The sequence below is a fragment of the Sulfitobacter sp. SK025 genome, from assembly GCF_003352105.1.
Taxonomy (GTDB): domain Bacteria; phylum Pseudomonadota; class Alphaproteobacteria; order Rhodobacterales; family Rhodobacteraceae; genus Sulfitobacter; species Sulfitobacter pontiacus.
The window spans coordinates 76,559-93,142 of the sequence record NZ_CP025808.1 but is presented as its reverse complement, the minus strand read 5'-3'; the positions used below and the strand labels follow the sequence as shown (position 1 = coordinate 93,142).

At 61.7% G+C, this 16,584-nt stretch carries 16 protein-coding genes; 9 read left to right on the top strand and 7 right to left on the bottom strand.

The window, feature by feature from the left end; all coding sequences use genetic code 11:
* Position 1: 1 nt before the first annotated feature.
* From C1J04_RS00425 to rbfA, 4 genes are all read right to left on the bottom strand, one after another.
* Entirely contained in the window at positions 2–511 is a 510-nt protein-coding gene (locus C1J04_RS00425; protein WP_009825470.1) for a DUF1643 domain-containing protein, read from the bottom strand.
* Complete coding sequence (gene truB, locus C1J04_RS00420; RefSeq protein ID WP_005850261.1) at positions 508–1,425, bottom strand: tRNA pseudouridine(55) synthase TruB; 918 nt, start codon at positions 1,423–1,425, stop codon at positions 508–510. The genes C1J04_RS00425 and truB overlap by 4 nt, the downstream gene beginning before the upstream one ends.
* A gap of 118 nt (positions 1,426–1,543) precedes the next feature.
* Positions 1,544–2,290: a phosphodiester glycosidase family protein gene (locus C1J04_RS00415; protein ID WP_009825469.1), complete on the bottom strand. Its 747-nt coding sequence runs from the start codon at positions 2,288–2,290 to the stop codon at positions 1,544–1,546.
* On the bottom strand, positions 2,287–2,706 hold the full coding sequence (rbfA, locus tag C1J04_RS00410) for a 30S ribosome-binding factor RbfA (RefSeq protein ID WP_037953962.1): 420 nt from the start codon (positions 2,704–2,706) through the stop codon (positions 2,287–2,289). Before rbfA ends, C1J04_RS00415 begins: the two co-directional genes overlap by 4 nt.
* 79 nt (positions 2,707–2,785) lie before the next feature.
* Between rbfA and dapB the strand changes: the two genes are divergently transcribed.
* Positions 2,786–3,601 (top strand): 4-hydroxy-tetrahydrodipicolinate reductase, encoded by an 816-nt coding sequence (gene dapB / locus C1J04_RS00405; protein WP_037953959.1) that lies wholly within the window; start codon positions 2,786–2,788, stop codon positions 3,599–3,601.
* Between the two features lie 90 nt (positions 3,602–3,691).
* The gene (locus C1J04_RS00400; protein ID WP_235183737.1) at positions 3,692–4,048 is read left to right on the top strand and encodes a dihydrodipicolinate reductase; all 357 of its coding nucleotides are present in this window, start codon (positions 3,692–3,694) and stop codon (positions 4,046–4,048) included.
* An 85-nt stretch (positions 4,049–4,133) separates the two neighbouring features.
* Here C1J04_RS00400 and C1J04_RS19820 read toward each other — a convergent pair whose 3' ends face one another.
* A complete protein-coding gene (locus C1J04_RS19820; protein WP_005850250.1) occupies positions 4,134–4,409 on the bottom strand; it encodes a DUF1674 domain-containing protein in 276 nt (91 codons plus the stop codon).
* A gap of 90 nt (positions 4,410–4,499) precedes the next feature.
* On the opposite strand from C1J04_RS19820, the gene C1J04_RS00390 reads away from it, so the two are divergent.
* From C1J04_RS00390 to C1J04_RS00360, 7 genes are all read left to right on the top strand, one after another.
* Positions 4,500–5,771 carry an RsmB/NOP family class I SAM-dependent RNA methyltransferase gene (locus C1J04_RS00390; RefSeq protein WP_005850248.1) on the top strand — a complete coding sequence of 424 codons (1,272 nt, stop codon included), beginning with the start codon at positions 4,500–4,502 and terminating at the stop codon, positions 5,769–5,771.
* A 123-nt stretch (positions 5,772–5,894) separates the two neighbouring features.
* Positions 5,895–7,643, top strand: a complete 1,749-nt coding sequence (locus C1J04_RS00385) for a heparinase II/III family protein (RefSeq protein ID WP_009825465.1) — start codon at positions 5,895–5,897, stop codon at positions 7,641–7,643.
* Between the two features lie 17 nt (positions 7,644–7,660).
* Positions 7,661–9,247 (top strand): bifunctional phosphoribosylaminoimidazolecarboxamide formyltransferase/IMP cyclohydrolase, encoded by a 1,587-nt coding sequence (purH, locus tag C1J04_RS00380; RefSeq protein WP_009825464.1) that lies wholly within the window; start codon positions 7,661–7,663, stop codon positions 9,245–9,247.
* A gap of 18 nt (positions 9,248–9,265) precedes the next feature.
* The gene (gene lspA, locus C1J04_RS00375) at positions 9,266–9,775 is read left to right on the top strand and encodes a signal peptidase II (protein WP_009825463.1); all 510 of its coding nucleotides are present in this window, start codon (positions 9,266–9,268) and stop codon (positions 9,773–9,775) included.
* A 62-nt stretch (positions 9,776–9,837) separates the two neighbouring features.
* Positions 9,838–10,341 (top strand): DUF3035 domain-containing protein, encoded by a 504-nt coding sequence (locus C1J04_RS00370; RefSeq protein WP_009825462.1) that lies wholly within the window; start codon positions 9,838–9,840, stop codon positions 10,339–10,341.
* Positions 10,342–10,433: 92 nt separating this feature from the next.
* Positions 10,434–11,777 (top strand): M16 family metallopeptidase, encoded by a 1,344-nt coding sequence (locus C1J04_RS00365; RefSeq protein ID WP_037953957.1) that lies wholly within the window; start codon positions 10,434–10,436, stop codon positions 11,775–11,777.
* Positions 11,774–13,096, top strand: coding sequence for a M16 family metallopeptidase (locus tag C1J04_RS00360; protein ID WP_009825460.1), 1,323 nt, complete (start codon positions 11,774–11,776; stop codon positions 13,094–13,096). Before C1J04_RS00365 ends, C1J04_RS00360 begins: the two co-directional genes overlap by 4 nt.
* Before the next feature lie 79 nt (positions 13,097–13,175).
* On the opposite strand, the gene C1J04_RS00355 is transcribed toward C1J04_RS00360, so the two are convergent.
* The gene (locus C1J04_RS00355; protein ID WP_009825459.1) at positions 13,176–15,515 is read right to left on the bottom strand and encodes an aldehyde dehydrogenase family protein; all 2,340 of its coding nucleotides are present in this window, start codon (positions 15,513–15,515) and stop codon (positions 13,176–13,178) included.
* Between the two features lie 49 nt (positions 15,516–15,564).
* Positions 15,565–16,566 carry a deoxyribose-phosphate aldolase gene (deoC, locus tag C1J04_RS00350; protein WP_005850232.1) on the bottom strand — a complete coding sequence of 334 codons (1,002 nt, stop codon included), beginning with the start codon at positions 16,564–16,566 and terminating at the stop codon, positions 15,565–15,567.
* Positions 16,567–16,584 lie beyond the last annotated feature (18 nt).

The following is a 16,584-nucleotide window of genomic DNA, read 5'->3' as shown; positions in this document are numbered from 1 at the left end:
CCTAAAGACCCCAGAAAATCGGTTCCTGAGTATATCGGATATATAAAGGATGCTTGGGGTGCCCGTCTTTGGACAGGCCCAAATGGTACACGGGCGTTTGGCTGCGCGATAGCAGTTCTTGCACCTGCGCACCCCGTCCAAGATGTGCGCCATGGGTGCCCCAAGCCGCGATCACCTGATCGGCCCACAAGATACCTTCGTTCAAAATCATATCGTTATCAGGGCCGACGGGGTCTTTGGCCTGACGCATCAGCTTGGGGCTGGTTTCGCGCCAGGCAAAGATATTGGTGACCTGAACCCCCCCGAAGCCCAAGGCGCGGGCACGGCGCTCGCACCGCTCGACCGTTGGGTCGTTTTCAATTTCCGTCGCTTTTGACGGATTTAGCATGACGAACAGCACCCGCTCCGCCTCGGGGGTCCAGACGCGGGTCAGACTATAGCGGTAGTTTTCGCAGTCCGAATAGACAGCTGTCGACGGCGCGTCGCCCTTGGTATGGCTGCGCGTGATCACGCAGAACCGGGCTGGTTGAACACACGCGACGGATGCAATTCGCCCGCCTTGAAACGCCCAACAGCAACGGCGCGGCCCTCAAACGACGCCCAGACCTCGTCGCCATATTCAACGTCATGGGCGATCACCATGCCGGGATTGCCGTTGCGCAGACGGGTGGCCCCTTCCGGCGTGGCTTTCACCTCTGGCAGGTCCTGCAACCCTTGCTCTAACGGCAGCAAATGCGCGTCCAAAGCGTCTGTGCGCGCCATCTCTTCGATCTGCGCCAGCGTCAGCCCTTCAGAGGCCTCGAACGGGCCCGACCAGATGCGGCGCAATTCGCGCACGTGGCCCAGACATCCCAAGGCTTGTCCCAGATCGCGCGCAATCGACCGGACGTAGCCGCCCTTGCCGCACACCATCTCCAACGTCACGTGGTCGGCATCGGGGCGGTCCACCAGCAGCAGCTGTTCGACAAAAAGCGGGCGGGCTGCCAGTTCCATCGTTTCACCGTCGCGCGCCAGTTTATAGGCGCGCTGGCCGTCGATTTTCACGGCGGAAAACTGCGGTGGCACCTGCTGAATGTCACCGATAAACTTGCCCAAAGCATCCTTGATCGCGTCGTCATCGGGTCGCAGCTCCGAGGTTGCGATGACCTCGCCCTCGGCATCATCGGTATTTGTCGCGATCCCAAGGCGGACCGTGAACTCATAGGCTTTCATCGCGTCCGTGATAAAGGGAACCGTCTTGGTCGCCTCGCCAAGCGCGATCGCCAGAACGCCGGTGGCCTCGGGGTCAAGGGTGCCCGCATGGCCCGCCTTATTCGCGTTCAGCGCCCAACGGACTTTGTTCACCACGGTCGTAGAGGTCGGGCCAGCGGGCTTGTCCACCACCAACCACCCCGAAATATCCCGTCCCTTGCGCCTGCGTCCCATATCAAATGCCCTTAATTGATTTGCCCGCCTCCTATCAAAGGTCCGGCAAGATTGCCCAGAGACTCTGGCTTCCAAATGGTGAAAAATCCTCGCCGAAGGCAAGAAAACTCTTGTTGCGCTACGGCGCGTCGGGCTTCACGACGCCAATGATAGGGCCAAGCGCGCTAAAGCCCAGGTCATTGCGGCCCAGATCGGGTGCGCGCATCCTCGAGATATTGCCATCAAAATAAAGCGCATTTGGCAGTTTTAGGTGATCCCGGAACAGCAGTGCGAAATCATAGAAATTCACCGTCTCGTTCGAGATGGCAAAAACCGCGCGTTTGCCATCGGCGCTGGTGCCGACGCCGTTGCGGATATAGCGCGAGGCGCCATCCTTCAGAAAGCGCGGATGCATCTTGCCATCGATCACCAACATCGGTCCCGATTGTGTGGCGCTGCGGCAGTCGGGGGCGTCGCGCAGAAACGCTTTGGTTTCGATAACATCGGCACGCCCGTCGCGCAGGCAGAGCACGCCATTGGGCAGCAGGCCAAAGTTACCGGGGCCGTCGCTGCTGATCACCTGCTGATATTCTTTGCCATTCTCAAGGTAATAGCCCACCGGCGCACGGGTATCGTGATACATGCCCGCGTTCATCGCAAAGCCCAGCTGTGCGCCGCGCTTTTTCAACGCCGTATTCAATGTGTTGAAATACCCATACGGTTTGCCGTCCGCATCATAGAGGAACAGCTCAAGCCGGTCCTGCGTCAGGTCGACGTGGCACAGGGTATAGCCGGTGCCGTTATAGGTCAGGGTTTCGCAGGTTTCGGCTTGGACGGGCGCGGCGGCCCAGCCCATGAAGCCAAGCGCGGCCCAGAACCGTTTCACGCGTCTTCCGATCCGCGGTCGGGGGCGTCGGCATCGCGGCGCACCACGTCCTGCGCCAGCATCCGGCGCGTTTCGTCCATACGGTCGAACGTTTCGTCCAATTGGAACCGCAGGTCCGGTGCGTATTTCAGGACCAGCTTCTTCGCCATCAACCGGCGGAGCTCGCCCTTGTTGCGCGCAAGCAGCTTAAGCACGTCTTCCTGGCCGTCTCCGCCCAAAGGCAGCACATAGGCCGTCGCGATCTTCAGGTCGGGGGAGGCGCGTACTTCGCCCACGGTGATCGACATCCGGTTCAGCTCAGGGTCGTGGACATCGCCACGCGCCAGAACATCCGATAGGGCGCGACGAATGGTTTCGCCTACGCGAAGCTGCCGTTGCGACGGGCCTGAGCCCTCATGAAACTTGTTCTTTGCCATGCGCTTCATCTAAGGGTTCGCTGAGGTTTTGCCAAGCAGATCACCACGCGCTAAACCGGAACCGAATAAGGAGCATAACATGAGCGATACACCCGGCATAGTGATTACAGGGGCTTCGGGCCGCATGGGCCAGATGTTGATTGGGCAGGTTTCTGCCAGCGACAGGGTGCATCTGGCGGGTGCGGTAGAACGTGCCGGACATGCGTGGGTCGGTCAGGATATCGGCGTTGCTATGGGCGGCACTGCTGTTGGCGTGATCGTGACCGATAACGCGGCAGAGGCGATGCAGGGCGCGCAGGCGGTCATCGATTTCACCGCTCCGGAAGCGACGCTCGCCTTCGCCAAGATCGCGGCCGATGCGGGTGTGGTCCATGTTATCGGCACCACCGGTATGACCGACGCGCAGATTGGCGAGCTGGACGGACCTGCAAAGCAGACGGTGATCGTGCGGGCGGGCAACATGAGCCTGGGCGTTAACCTTTTGACCCAGTTGACCAAACGTGTCGCGGCCGCGCTTGATGAAGACTTTGATATCGAGGTGATAGAGGCGCATCACAACCAGAAGGTCGACGCGCCGTCGGGCACCGCGCTGATGCTGGGCGAAGCCGCCGCGGAAGGGCGCGGGGTTGCGCTGGCGGATGTCTCTGACCGCGGGCGTGACGGGATCACCGGCGCGCGCAAGCGGGGTGACATCGGGTTCACAGCGATCCGCGGGGGCGACATTGTGGGCGAACATGACGTGATGTTCGCTGCCGCGGGCGAGCGAATCATCTTGCGCCACATCGCGTCTGATCGCGCGGTTTTTGCGCGCGGTGCCATCAAAGCTGCCGTTTGGGGGCAGGGGAAACCTGCCGGAGCCTATGATATGCTTGACGTTCTGGGCCTGAACGACTGACGCCAGCCGCCGCCCTGTCGCTTAACCGTGGTGAAACTATCTTAACCTCTGGCCCGTATGTTCATGGGAACAATCTGGTTGGAGGGTGTGATGAAAAAACTGACGTTACTGACCTGCGCAGCGTTCTTTGCGCTGACCGGGGCCGCTTGGGCAGAATTCCAGAAACTGGACAGTCAGCGCGATTTCGTTTCGGTGGTGGAGGGTAAAACACTGACCCGCCCGCTGGTCGAATTGCGCGTTACTGAAAGCGGCGGCATATCGGGTACAGGTGCCGTGTGGGATGTGTCGGGCCAATGGGTCTGGAAGGGCGGGTATTTCTGCCGAAGCCTGATCTGGGGCGATGACGACCTTGGCTACAATTGTCAGGAAGTCGCTGTAAACGGTGGGAAAATCCGCTTTACCTCGGATAAGGGTGCAGGGCAGTCGGCAGTCTTCTCGTTGAAATAGCCTCGCCTAAGTGCAAGCGCCACAGGGCGCTTGGCCATAATCTTGATCTGCGCGACGCATTGTCAGCGAATAGGGGGCACGTGTCTTAAAAATCGACAGCGATGCCCTTTTTCTCCCAATCGCCGTAGCGGACAGGTTCTGGTCCGTCGCGGCCCCCAAGCTCCGTCGGCAGGTCCAGCGCCTGCGCGGCCTTGCGGCGTTCGGCGGCCTCCGCCAGCGCGCGCTGCGCGGCGGCGGGAAGCTCTTGTACCATCGGCATCGGATCGGGCGTGGGTTCTGGCGGAATATCCGGCCCGGGCTCCGGCATGGGTGTCGGATCATGGGGTGGGCTTGGCATGGGGCGTTTGCCGGCTTCGGTCATACTCTCATCCTCTTGAGGCCACTGTCCCCTTGATATACGCCGGAACCAAGCCCAGACAACCCGGGCACCCCAAAGAAGAAAGCGTATCGCATGTCAGACACCGGCGTTCAGGCCCGCAGAAGTGCGGTGTACCTATTGGATATGATCCTGGGGGAAGAACGTCTGATGTCTGAGCTCTTGTCGGCGGGGGCGTTGGACAAGCTGCCCCCCGATGACCGCGCACGGGCGCAGCGTCTGGCGATGGATACCCTGCGCGGGATGGAACGCGCCGACCGTCTGTTGCAGAAACACCTGTCGAAATACCCGCCGCTGACCGTGCGCAACGCGCTGCGCGTCGGCACGGTCGAACTGTGCCAGGGCGGCGCGGCCCACGGGGTGGTGAATGCGATGGTCGAACTGGTCGCGACGCATAAGAAACTCGGGCACCTCAAGGGGCTGACCAATGCCGTTTTGCGCAAAATCGCCGCCGAAGGGCCAGAGGCATGGGCGGCCTTGCGCGCGCCGCGCTTGCCAAAATGGCTACGGGGTCCGCTGACCGAAGCCTGGGGGCCCGACGCGATGACGGGAATCGAGGCCGCGCATTTCGCAGGTGCGCCACTGGATCTGACCGCGAAACGAGATCCTGAAGGTTTGGCCGCGGCCGTGGGCGGCACCGTCTTGCCCACCGGATCGGTGCGCGTCGCCGATGCGGGGCAGGTCACCACCATGCCCGGTTTTGCCGAAGGCGATTGGTGGGTGCAGGACGCCGCCGCGGCGCTGCCCGTTAAAATCCTTGCGCCACAAAAAGGCGAGGCCGTGCTCGACCTTTGTGCCGCGCCCGGGGGCAAAACCATGCAGCTTGCCGCCGCAGGTGCGCAGGTGACGGCGGTCGATAACTCCAAACAGCGGATGCAGCGGGTTCGGGAAAACCTTGCACGGGTGCATCTGCCGGCCAAAGTCGTTGTCGTCGATGCGCGCCGGTTCGAGGGGACGTTTGACGCGATTCTGCTGGATGCGCCTTGCTCTGCCACGGGCACGATCCGTCGTCACCCCGATCTGCCCCACGCCAAGGACGGGTCCGAATTCGGTGATCTGATCGAGCTGCAGTCGGAAATGATCGACCATGCGTGGTCCCTTCTTAACCCCGGGGGGCGCTTGATTTTCTGCACCTGCTCCCTGCTGCCCGATGAAGGCGAAGTGCAGGTCGACGAGGCGTTGGAACGTCATGCGGATATGCGGGTCGACCGCGACGCTTTGGCTGTGCCCGGTGTTGATCCCGCGTGGACAACCCAGGAGGGCGGCCTGCGTTTGCGCCCCGATTACTGGCCTGAACTGGGGGGCATGGACGGGTTTTACATCGCCTGCCTGCGCAAGGACGCCTAAAGGCCCAGCCTGACGCGGGCGGATTTGCGTCGCCCGCAAAAACCCGTGTCAAAATGCGGTGACTCAGGTGGCAACAGCGGCTAACATCCGCAAAACGCCAGCAGAGCGTACAAGGGCAGCCGCATGACAAGTACCAGCTTCAATGCGCGAAAAACGCGTTTTCTAAACCGGTGGCACGCCCGTGCCGCGACCAAAACGCGTACCCAAGCGAGGGGATTCGTTTCCTCTCCCGAACCGCGCACCATCGGGTCTTTTGCGCGGGGGCGGCAGCTGATCGCGGGCAACCTCCTGTTTTCCGGCAGTCTGATCGAAGCGCCGGACGCGTCAAGTCTGTGGGAAGTCGCCACGCCGGATCAGGATTTCGCGCGTGATCTGCACGGTTTCGCCTGGATGGATGATCTTGCTGCGGTTGGCGACGTGCGGGCCCGCGGCACGGCGCAGCGTTGGCTTTGGGGCTGGATCGACCATTACGGCAAGGGCCGAGGCATCGGCTGGACCCCTGATCTGACCGGCCGGCGGCTGATCCGCTGGATCAACCACGCGCTGTTTGTACTGCGTGGCACCTCGCAAGACGAAAGCGATGTCTTCTATCGCTCGCTGGTCGAACAAACAGATTTCCTGTCGCGCCGCTGGCATGCCGCAGCCCCGGGATTGCCGCGGTTCGAGGCGCTGACCGGGTTGATCTACGCCGGTCTTTCGCTTGAGGGGCAAGAGGCGCGCGCCGATCCGGCGATCAAGGCACTGGCCCGCGAATGCGAGGCGCAGATCGACGCGCAGGGCGGCCTGCCCACCCGCAACCCCGAAGAACTGTTGCATGCATTTACCCTTCTGACATGGGCCGCCGCCGCGCTAAGCGATGCGGGACGCGGCACGCCAGCTGCGCATATGGAGGCGATCGAACGCATCGCGCCCACCCTGCGCACCCTGCGGCATTCCGACGGCGGGCTGGCGCGGTTTCATGGCGGCGGGCGCGGGGCCGAAGGCTGGCTGGATCACGCGCTGGCCACGGCGAAGATCAAGACGCGCCAGCCGGACGGGCTGTCGATGGGGTATGCGCGCCTGTCCGCAGGGCGCACCAGTGTGATCGTCGACGCCAGCCCGCCCCCCGGCGGGGCCGCATCGTTCAATGCCCATGCCTCTACGCTCGCGTTCGAGCTTACCAGCGGGCGGCGCCCTTTGGTCGTGAACTGCGGGCCGGGCGACTCATTTGGCGCTGATTGGCGGCGGGCGGGGCGTGCGACACCGTCGCATTCCGGCCTGTCGCTTGGCGGCTATTCCAGCGCGCGTCTGGCGGAGCCCGAGCGGCACACGGGCGCCGAGGCTTTGATCGAGTGCCCGACCTACGTGCCCGTCGAAATCGGCTCCGTCGGGGATGGCACCCAGTTTCAGGGCGCGCATAATGGCTATGTCGCGGGCTTTGGCCTGACCCATGCCCGCAGCCTGGAACTGACCCACGACGGTCGCGGCCTCGCGGGGGAGGACATGCTGCTCGCGATAGAGCCCGCTGAAAAGCGTGTCTTTGATCGGGAAATGGATGCGGTGAAGCTTGCCGGTATCCCGTTCGAGATTCGTTTCCACCTGCACCCGGATGTGGATGCCACCGTCGATCTGGGCGGGGCGGCAATTTCCATGGCCCAGAAAAGCGGCGAAATCTGGGTGTTCCGTCATGATGGGACGCATAAACTGTCTTTGGAACCAAGCGTTTACCTTGAGCGCAACCGGCTGAAACCCCGCGCGTCGGTGCAAATTCTGCTCAGCGGGCGGGTCGTCGACTATGCCAGCAGGGTCAGGTGGTCCTTGTCCAAAGCGCAGGAAACTGCGATTGGCGTGCGAGATTTATCGCTCGACGATCCATATGATGACCAAGACTGACCAAAGGAACCTCCCCGATGCCTGATCTTCACCCCGTCTCCCGCGCGCTTCTTTCCGTATCTGACAAGACCGGTCTGGTCGAGCTGGGGCAGGCGCTCGCGGCGCATGGGGTCGAATTGCTGAGCACCGGCGGTACCGCCAAGGCGCTGCGCGACGCAGGTCTGACGGTGAAAGATGTGTCCGAGGTCACCGGCTTCCCCGAGATGATGGACGGGCGGGTCAAGACGCTGCACCCCGTCGTGCACGGTGGGTTGCTGGCGCTGCGTGACAACGACGAACACGTCGCGGCGATGGACAAACATGACATTGGCGCGATCGATCTGGTTGTGGTGAACCTGTATCCCTTTGAAGAAACCGTCGCCAAGGGGGCGGAATATGCCGAGGTGATCGAGAATATCGATATCGGTGGCCCTGCGATGATCCGCTCTGCCGCGAAGAACCACGGTTTTGTGAATGTGATCGTCGATGTGGAAGACTACACGACAGTGATCAACGAACTGTCCGAGAATAACGGGCAGACCACCTATGCGCTGCGCCAGCGTTTGGCGCAGACGGCCTATGCCCGCACGGCGGCCTATGACACGGCTGTCAGCACATGGATGGCCGCGCAGGTCGGGGACACCCCGCGTCGTCGTACCGTGGGCGGCACGCTGGCGCAGACCTTGCGCTACGGCGAGAACCCCCACCAGCAAGCGGCCTTCTACACCGATGGCTCGGCACGTCCCGGTGTTGCTACGGCGACCCAACATCAGGGTAAAGAACTGTCGTATAACAATATCAACGACACGGATGCGGCCTTTGAACTGGTCAGCGAATTCGATCCGGCCAATGGGCCTGCCTGTGCGATCATCAAGCACGCCAACCCCTGCGGCGTGGCGCAAGGCACGTCGATGGTGGATGCCTATACCCGCGCGTTCGACTGCGACCGCACCAGCGCCTTTGGCGGGATTATCGCGCTGAACCAGACGCTTGACGCCGAAACAGCCGAGGCGATCAGCGCGATCTTTACCGAGGTCGTGATCGCGCCGAACGCTACACCCGAAGCGATGGAGATTTTTGGCAAGAAGAAGAACCTGCGCTTGCTGACCACCAACGGTCTGGCCGATCCGGCACAGGCGGCGTTGTCGTTCCGTCAGGTGTCGGGGGGCTATCTGGTGCAGGACAAAGACGTTGGCCGCATCACCATGGATGACCTGAAGGTCGTGACAAAGCGCCAGCCGTCCGATCAAGAGCTGTCGGACCTGATGTTCGCCTGGACCGTCGCGAAACACGTAAAATCCAACGCGATCATCTACGTCAAGGATGGCGCGACCGTGGGCGTCGGTGCCGGCCAGATGAGCCGCGTCGACAGCACGCGTATCGCCGCACGCAAAGCGCAGGATATGGCCGAAGCCATGGGCTTGCCCGCGCCGCTGACGCAGGGCTCTGTCGTCGCTTCCGATGCGTTCTTCCCCTTTGCTGACGGGTTGATCACTGCCGCAGAAGCAGGGGCGACGGCGCTTATCCAGCCCGGCGGGTCGATGCGGGATGACGAAGTGATCGCAGCAGCGGATGAGGCCGGGCTTGCCATGGTCTTTACCGGCATGCGCCACTTCCGCCACTAACCACGGAAAGCGGTCGTTATGCGTACTATTTTTTGGGCCGGTTTTGCGGCGTTTCTTGCGGATCAGCTCAGCAAGTATCTTGTCGTGCACATGATGGAGCTTAGCCGTATCCGGTCCATCGACGTATTGCCGCCGCTGATCAACTTTCGCTACGGCGAGAACCGCGGGATCAACTTTGGCCTTTTCGGTGATGGGTCCGACGCAAGTCGTTGGATCCTCATCGGGCTGGCCTGCGCAATCTGTGTGGGCGTGCTGATCTGGGCAAGCCGCCAAACCATGAGCCTTTGGGCCAATATCAGCGCAGGTCTGCTGATCGGGGGGGCGCTGGCCAATGTGGTTGATCGCCTGATCTACGGCTATGTGCTTGATTTCTTGAATATGTCTTGCTGCGGGATCAATAATCCTTTCGTGTTTAACATCGCCGATGTCTTCATTTTTGCGGGCGCTTTGGGGCTGATTTACTTTACCGGCGACACCAAAAAACCGGCGAAAGCCACACCGAAAAAGGCCCAGAAAAAAGGCCAGTGACAATTACCGCGTGACTGCGATATTGGTACAAAGACCTTAACAAGTCCTTAAGGAGATCCGTCATGCGCTTTGTCGCCGCTCTTGTCTTGCTACCGCTTGCCCTTGGGGCCTGCGGCAACACTGGCCTGCGGGACATTCGCAGCACTGCGAAAGGGCCTGACGAATTCATGGTCCAGCCCTCCAAACCCTTGCAGCAGCCTGATAGCTATAACGCGCTGCCCGTGCCAACGCCGGGGCAGGCGAACCTGACGGACCGCAACGCGATTGCCGAAGGGGTTCTGGCCTTTGGCGGCACGCCGCAAAGCAACACGACAGGCATCCCCGCCTCGGATGCCGCGCTGGTGCAACAGGCCAGCCGCATGGGCGTGTCGGCGAACATCCGTCAGGAACTTGCCGAAACCGATGCTGCGTTCCGCAAGCGCAAGGCGCGGTTCACGCAGATCAAGATCGTGCCGACAGATCGCTACGACCAAGCCTACAAACGCCAGATCCTGGATGCCCCCCGCGAGGCCGCGCGCTGGCGCCGGGCCGGTGCACGCACGCCCTCCGCCCCTCCGGCAGAGTGACGCTGGCCGAATTACAATTCTGTTAGGTCCCTTGATCACCCCGTGGGGTGGCGTAAGTAAGAGGTCTCAGGACCCTGCTCAAAGGACCGACCATGATCAGATTACCGGCCCTCGGGGCCCTATTGGCGCTTGCGCTGCCCACCACAGCCGCGCTTGCGCGTGACAACGAAGACGTCACGCATTTCACCTTGGACAACGGGATGGAGGTCGTGGTCGTCGAAGACCACCGCGCCCCCGCTGTGCAGCAGATGGTGTGGTACCGCGCTGGCTCGGCGGACGAACCCAAAGGGTCGTCGGGCGTGGCGCATTTTCTGGAACACCTGCTTTTTAAAGCCACCGACAAGATGGAGTCGGGCGAGTTTTCAGCCACAGTTGCCAAGAATGGCGGGCGCGATAACGCGTTCACCAGTTATGATTATACCGCCTATTTCCAACGGGTTGCTGCAGACCGGCTTGAGCTGATGATGCAGATGGAATCCGACCGGATGAAAAACATCCGCCTGACACCGGAAAACATCGCGACCGAACGGGATGTGATCATCGAAGAACGCAACCAGCGCACCGAAAATGACCCGAGCGCGCTGTTCCGTGAACAGCTTAATGCCGCGCAATACCTCAACCACCGCTACGGCACGCCGATCATCGGATGGATGCACGAGATGCGCGCGCTGGACCTGCAGGATGCGCTGGATTTCTACAAGCTGTATTACTCCCCCAACAACGCGATCCTTGTCGTGTCTGGGGATGTAGAGCCTGAAAACGTTCGCACCCTGGCAGAACAGTATTACGGCAAGATCCCCGCCAATCCGGATCTGCCCGACCGATCGAGGACGCAAGAGCCGCCACAGACCGCCGAGCGTCGCCTGATCTTTCGCGATGACCGCGTTGCACAGGAATACGTCAGCCGATCCTATCTGGCGCAGGAACGTGATCCCGGCGACCAGAAAACCGCAGCGGCCCTGACCATGCTGGCCGAACTGCTGGGCGGTGGCACTACATCGTATTTCGCCGAAAAACTGCAGTTTGACGCACCGGTCGCGACCTATTCAGCGGCGTTCTATAGCGGTCAATCGCTGGACGATACGACTTTTAACCTTGTCGTCGTGCCGCAACCGGGCGTGTCCTTGCAGGACGCCGAAGATGCCATGGACGCCGCCATCGCGGGTTTCATGAAAGACGGGGTGGATGCCGAGCAACTTGAACGGATCAAGCAACAGGTCCGTGCCGAACAGATCTATGCCCGCGATAACGCCGACAGCGTCGCCAACCGCTATGGCAGCGCCCTTGCCATCGGGTTGACCGTGCAGGACGTGCAGAATTGGCCGGATGTGCTTGAGGCCGTGACAGCCGAAGACATCATGCAGGCCGCCAAAGATGTGTTTAACCGCGAGGCCTCTGTCACAGGGTGGCTGATGCGCGAAGAGGTGACGGAATGAGACTGTTTTATGCAATCGTCCTGACGGTTCTGGCCGCGCTGCCCGCCCGGGCCGATGTGGACATCCAAGAGGTGACTTCCCCCGGTGGCATCACCGCGTGGCTGGTAGAGGAACATTCGATCCCCTTCGTCGCACTTGATGTGCGCTTTCGCGGCGGTGCATCGCTGGATGCCCCCGAAAAACGCGGCGCAATCAACCTGATGACGGGCCTGCTGGAAGAGGGGGCCGGTGACATGGACGCACGCGATTTCGCCCGTGCCGCCGAAGGGCTGGCCAGCAGCTTCCGGTTCAGCGTGGATGACGACGCGCTCTCCGTATCCTCGCGGTTTCTCACCGAAAATCAGGACGCGTCGATCGCGCTGTTGAAGCAGGCGTTGCAGACGCCCCGGTTTGACCCGGATGCGATTGAACGGGTGCGCGGGCAGGTGCTTTCGGGCATCCGCTCCAGCGCGAAAGACCCGAACGATATCGCGCGTAAAAAGATGGACGAGCTGCTGTATGGCGATCACCCCTACGGCTCGCCGCTCAGCGGGACCGAAGAAACGGTGACCGCTCTGACACGCGATGACCTTGTCGCGGCACATAAGGATGTGCTGGCGCGCGACCGTATCTTCATCGGTGCGGTGGGGGACATCACGCCAGAAGAGCTGGGCCTGATGCTTGACGAACTGTTGGGCGACCTGCCTGAAACCGGTGCACCGCTGCCCCCACAGGCCGAGGTCTCTATCCCGTCGGGCACCACGGTCGTCGATTTCCCGACGCCCCAATCTGTCGCGATTTTTGCACAAAAGGGCATTTCCCAGAAGGATGATGATTTCTTTGCCGCGACCGTGTTGAACCAAGTGCTTGGCGGTGGATCGTTTGAAAGCCGTCTGATGACCGAAGTGCGCGAGAAACGCGGGCTGACCTATGGCGTCTATTCCTATCTGGTGCCGATGGATCTGGCTGAAACATGGCAAGGATCGGTCAGTTCGGCGAACGACCGGATCGGGCAGGCGATGGATGTGATCAAGGACGAATGGGCCAAAGCCGCGGCCGAGGGCGTGACCCAGCAAGAGTTGGACGATGCCAAGACCTATATCACAGGCTCCTACCCGCTGCGTTTTGACGGCAACCAGACCATCGCGAGCATCCTTGTGGGGATGCAGATGATCGACCTGCCCATCGACTATATCGCCACGCGCAACGACAAGGTCGAGGCGGTGACGCTGGACGATGTGAAACGTGTTGCCGACGACCTGCTGGACCCTGACGGGCTGGCCTTTGTTGTTGTCGGCCAACCCGAAGGGATCGAGGCCACGGCGCAGGAAAGCGACTGACCGCTGCCTTCAACACAAGACCGGACACAAAAAAACGGGCGCTTCTCAGCGCCCGTTTTCGTTTGAGGACATCGGCAGGTTATTCGCCGTAAGGGACCCAGATATTCTTGACCTCGGTCGCGGCGTGCAAGAACGCTTTGCCTTCACCCTCTGCACCATCCCAGTCGCGGGCCATGCCGTTGTTGACCCATGTGCGCTTCAGGTTTTGCGCGCTGGCCCGCTCCACGGTTTCGCTTTGCGCCTTATCGCCAAAGCTCCAGACCGCATCCACGTCCATATGCCGCGCCAGTGTTTCGGCAATGTCCTTCTGCGGGCCGGTCAGGATATTCACCACACCCGCCGGCACGTCAGAGGTTTCAAGCACCTGCACGAAATCCGTCGCAGCAAGTGGGAAGGGGCCGCTGGCGGACAAAATGATCCGGTTCCCCATCGCAATCGCCGGTGCCATGCAAGAGATCAGCCCCAGCAACGGTGCCTCCGCCGGGCAAAGCGCACCAATGACGCCCACAGGTTCCTTCATGGCAAGCGCCACCCCGCGGATCGGTACGCCATGCACCTGTCCATCATACTTGTCGGCCCAGGCTGCGTAGGTGAACAGACGTTTGACCGCGAGATCGACCTCGGATTTACCGGTTTTAGCGCCCTGCATCGCATCCAGACGCCGTGCGAATTCATCCCCGCGTGCCGCCAGATTTTCAGCGATATAATAGAGGATCTGCGCGCGCAGATGACCGGTGGTCTTGCTCCACCCCTTTGCGGCATGAGCCGCTTCCACGGCATTGCGCACATCCTTGCGCGACGCGAGCGAGACATGGCCCAGCAGATCGCCGGACTTGCCCCAGACCGGTGCGGAATAGCCGCTGTCGGGGCGGCTTTGCTTGCCGCCGATATAAAGCTTGGCCGTCCGGTCGATCGGGTCCGTTGGCGTGCCGCTGCCGGAAAAGGCCGTGATCTCTTTCAACGGTTTTTGCGTGGTTTTCGGACGGGTATAGGCCGCCAGCCCTTCCCAGCCGCCTTCGCGGCCAAAGCCGCTTTCGCGCACACCGCCAAAGCCCGCCGCCGCATCCATCATATTGGTGCCATTCACCCAGACGATGCCCGATACCAGCTTGGGCGCGATATCCAGCGCGAGGTTGATGTTCTCGGACCAGACCGTCGCCGCCAGCCCGTAGCGGGTGTTATTGGCCAGCTCGACCGCCTCGGCAGGGGTGCGGAAAGTGGTGGATACCAGCACGGGGCCAAAGATCTCGTCCTGCATCAACGGGTCAGCAGGGTTCATGCCGGTGATCAATGTGGGCGGATAATAGCATCCGGTCGCGGGGATATCGCCCGCGGTAAACACCTCGCCACTGGTGTTGGCGGCGACCATTTCGGTCACGCGCTGCACCTGAACGGGGTCCACCAGCGCGCCTACATCCACGGATTTGTCCAGCGGGTCACCGACCCGCAGCTTCGCCATCCGCGCCCGCAGCTTGGCATAGAACCGATCCGCCACAGGCTCATGCACCAGCAGGCGAGAGCCTGCACAGCAGACCTGCCCCTGATTGAACCAGATCGCGTCGACCAACCCCTCGACGGCTGAATCCAGATCGGCATCGTCGAAAACGATATAGGGCGACTTGCCCCCCAGCTCGAGCGTCAGCGCCTTGCCGCTTCCGGCGGTCGCCTCGCGGATGCGCCGCCCGACAGGGGTCGACCCGGTAAAGGCGATCTTGTCGACCTCAGCCTGCACGATCATCTCGCCCACGGCACCGTCACCGGTAACAATATTCACGACACCCTTGGGCAGGCCTGCCTGCACACAGATATCGGCAAACAGCAACGCGGTCAGCGACGTATACTCCGCCGGTTTCAATACCACCGTATTCCCCATCGCCAAAGCAGGGGCCACCTTCCACGCCAGCATCAGCAGCGGGAAGTTCCACGGGATGATCTGACCGCATACGCCAAGCGCTTCTGCGTCGGGTAGCTCGGATTCCATCAACTGGGCCATGCCCGCGTGATAATAGAAATGCCGCTGCGCCAAGGGCACATCCACATCGCGCGCCTCGCGGATGGGTTTGCCGTTGTCCAGCGTTTCCAGCACGGCGAACAACCGGCTGTGTTTCTGCAGCAACCGCGCCAGGGCATAAAGGAAACGCGCCCGCCCGTGACCGCCCAGCTTGGCCCATTTGGGCTGTGCCTTGCGCGCCGCGGCAACCGCGGTGTCGACCTCTGCCTGGCTGGCCTGCGTCAACGTTGCCAGCACATTGCCATTGGCGGGGTTGCGGCTTTCGAAATCATCCCGCGCCTCGGTGAACGCGCCGTCGATGAAATGCCCGAAACGGCTGCCTTGATCGACCAGCCACGCCAGTGCGTCAGCGGCATTTTCCGGTGCCGTCCCATAGTCCATGGTTTCATAGATTTCGGACACGCTCATGGGTTCACCCTTTTCAAAATACTCAAATCCGACATTGGTTTCACGCGGCTCAGCTGATGGCGTGACGATGGCTTGCGGAATAGCTGCCCGACACATGGTGGTCGAGCTGACGTTCGATGTCGCCCAACAGCGACGAGGCCCCGAAACGGAAGAGGTCGGGCTGCAACCAGCGGTCGCCCAATTCCTCTTTCATCATGGCCAGATAGACCAGCGCGTCCTTCGCCTTCGATATCCCGCCCGCGGGCTTGTAGCCAACGCGAAAGCCGGTGCGGTCGAAATAGTCGCGGATCGCGCGGATCATCACGAGGGTCACGGGCAGGGTCGCATTAACGCTTTCCTTACCGGTGGAGGTCTTGATGAAGTCAGCACCCGCCATCATGCAGATCAGCGAGGCACGCGCGACGTTGCGCAGGCTGCCCAACTCTCCGGTCGCGAGGATCGCCTTGACATGCGCATCGCCACAAGCGGCGCGGAAGGCACGCATTTCATCATACAGCGCCTGCCAGTCGCCTGACAGCACATGGCGGCGCGAAATAACGATATCGATCTCGGCGGCTCCGGCGGCGACGCTCATCTCGATCTCGCGCAGACGCAGCTCGAACGGGGAGAGACCGGCGGGAAATCCTGTCGAGACGGCGGCAATCGGGATGCCTGTGCCCTGCAGTGCTGCTTTGGCGGGGGCGATCATCTCGTGGTAGACACAGACCGCGCCCACGGTGATCTGCGACATGCCAAGCGCGTCCAGCAGCGCGGGCGCAATCGGTTGACGTGCCTTCGCACAAAGCCGCTCGACACGGCGGGCGGTATCATCCCCTGACAGCGTGGTCAGATCGATGCAGCTGACGGCGCGCAGCAGCCACGCGGCCTGATACTCTTTCTTCACGGAACGGCGCGCGGGCAAACCCGCGGCGCGGCGCTCCACCGCAGAGGAGTTCACCTGCACGGCGCGCACCCAATCCATATCCAGCGGCATCCCCGGATTGCGGGGTTCCGTCACCTGTGGCAGGTGGCTTTGGGCCAGTTCGGTCGGGTCATATACATGCGTGGACATGGGCGCTTTCCTGTCTGA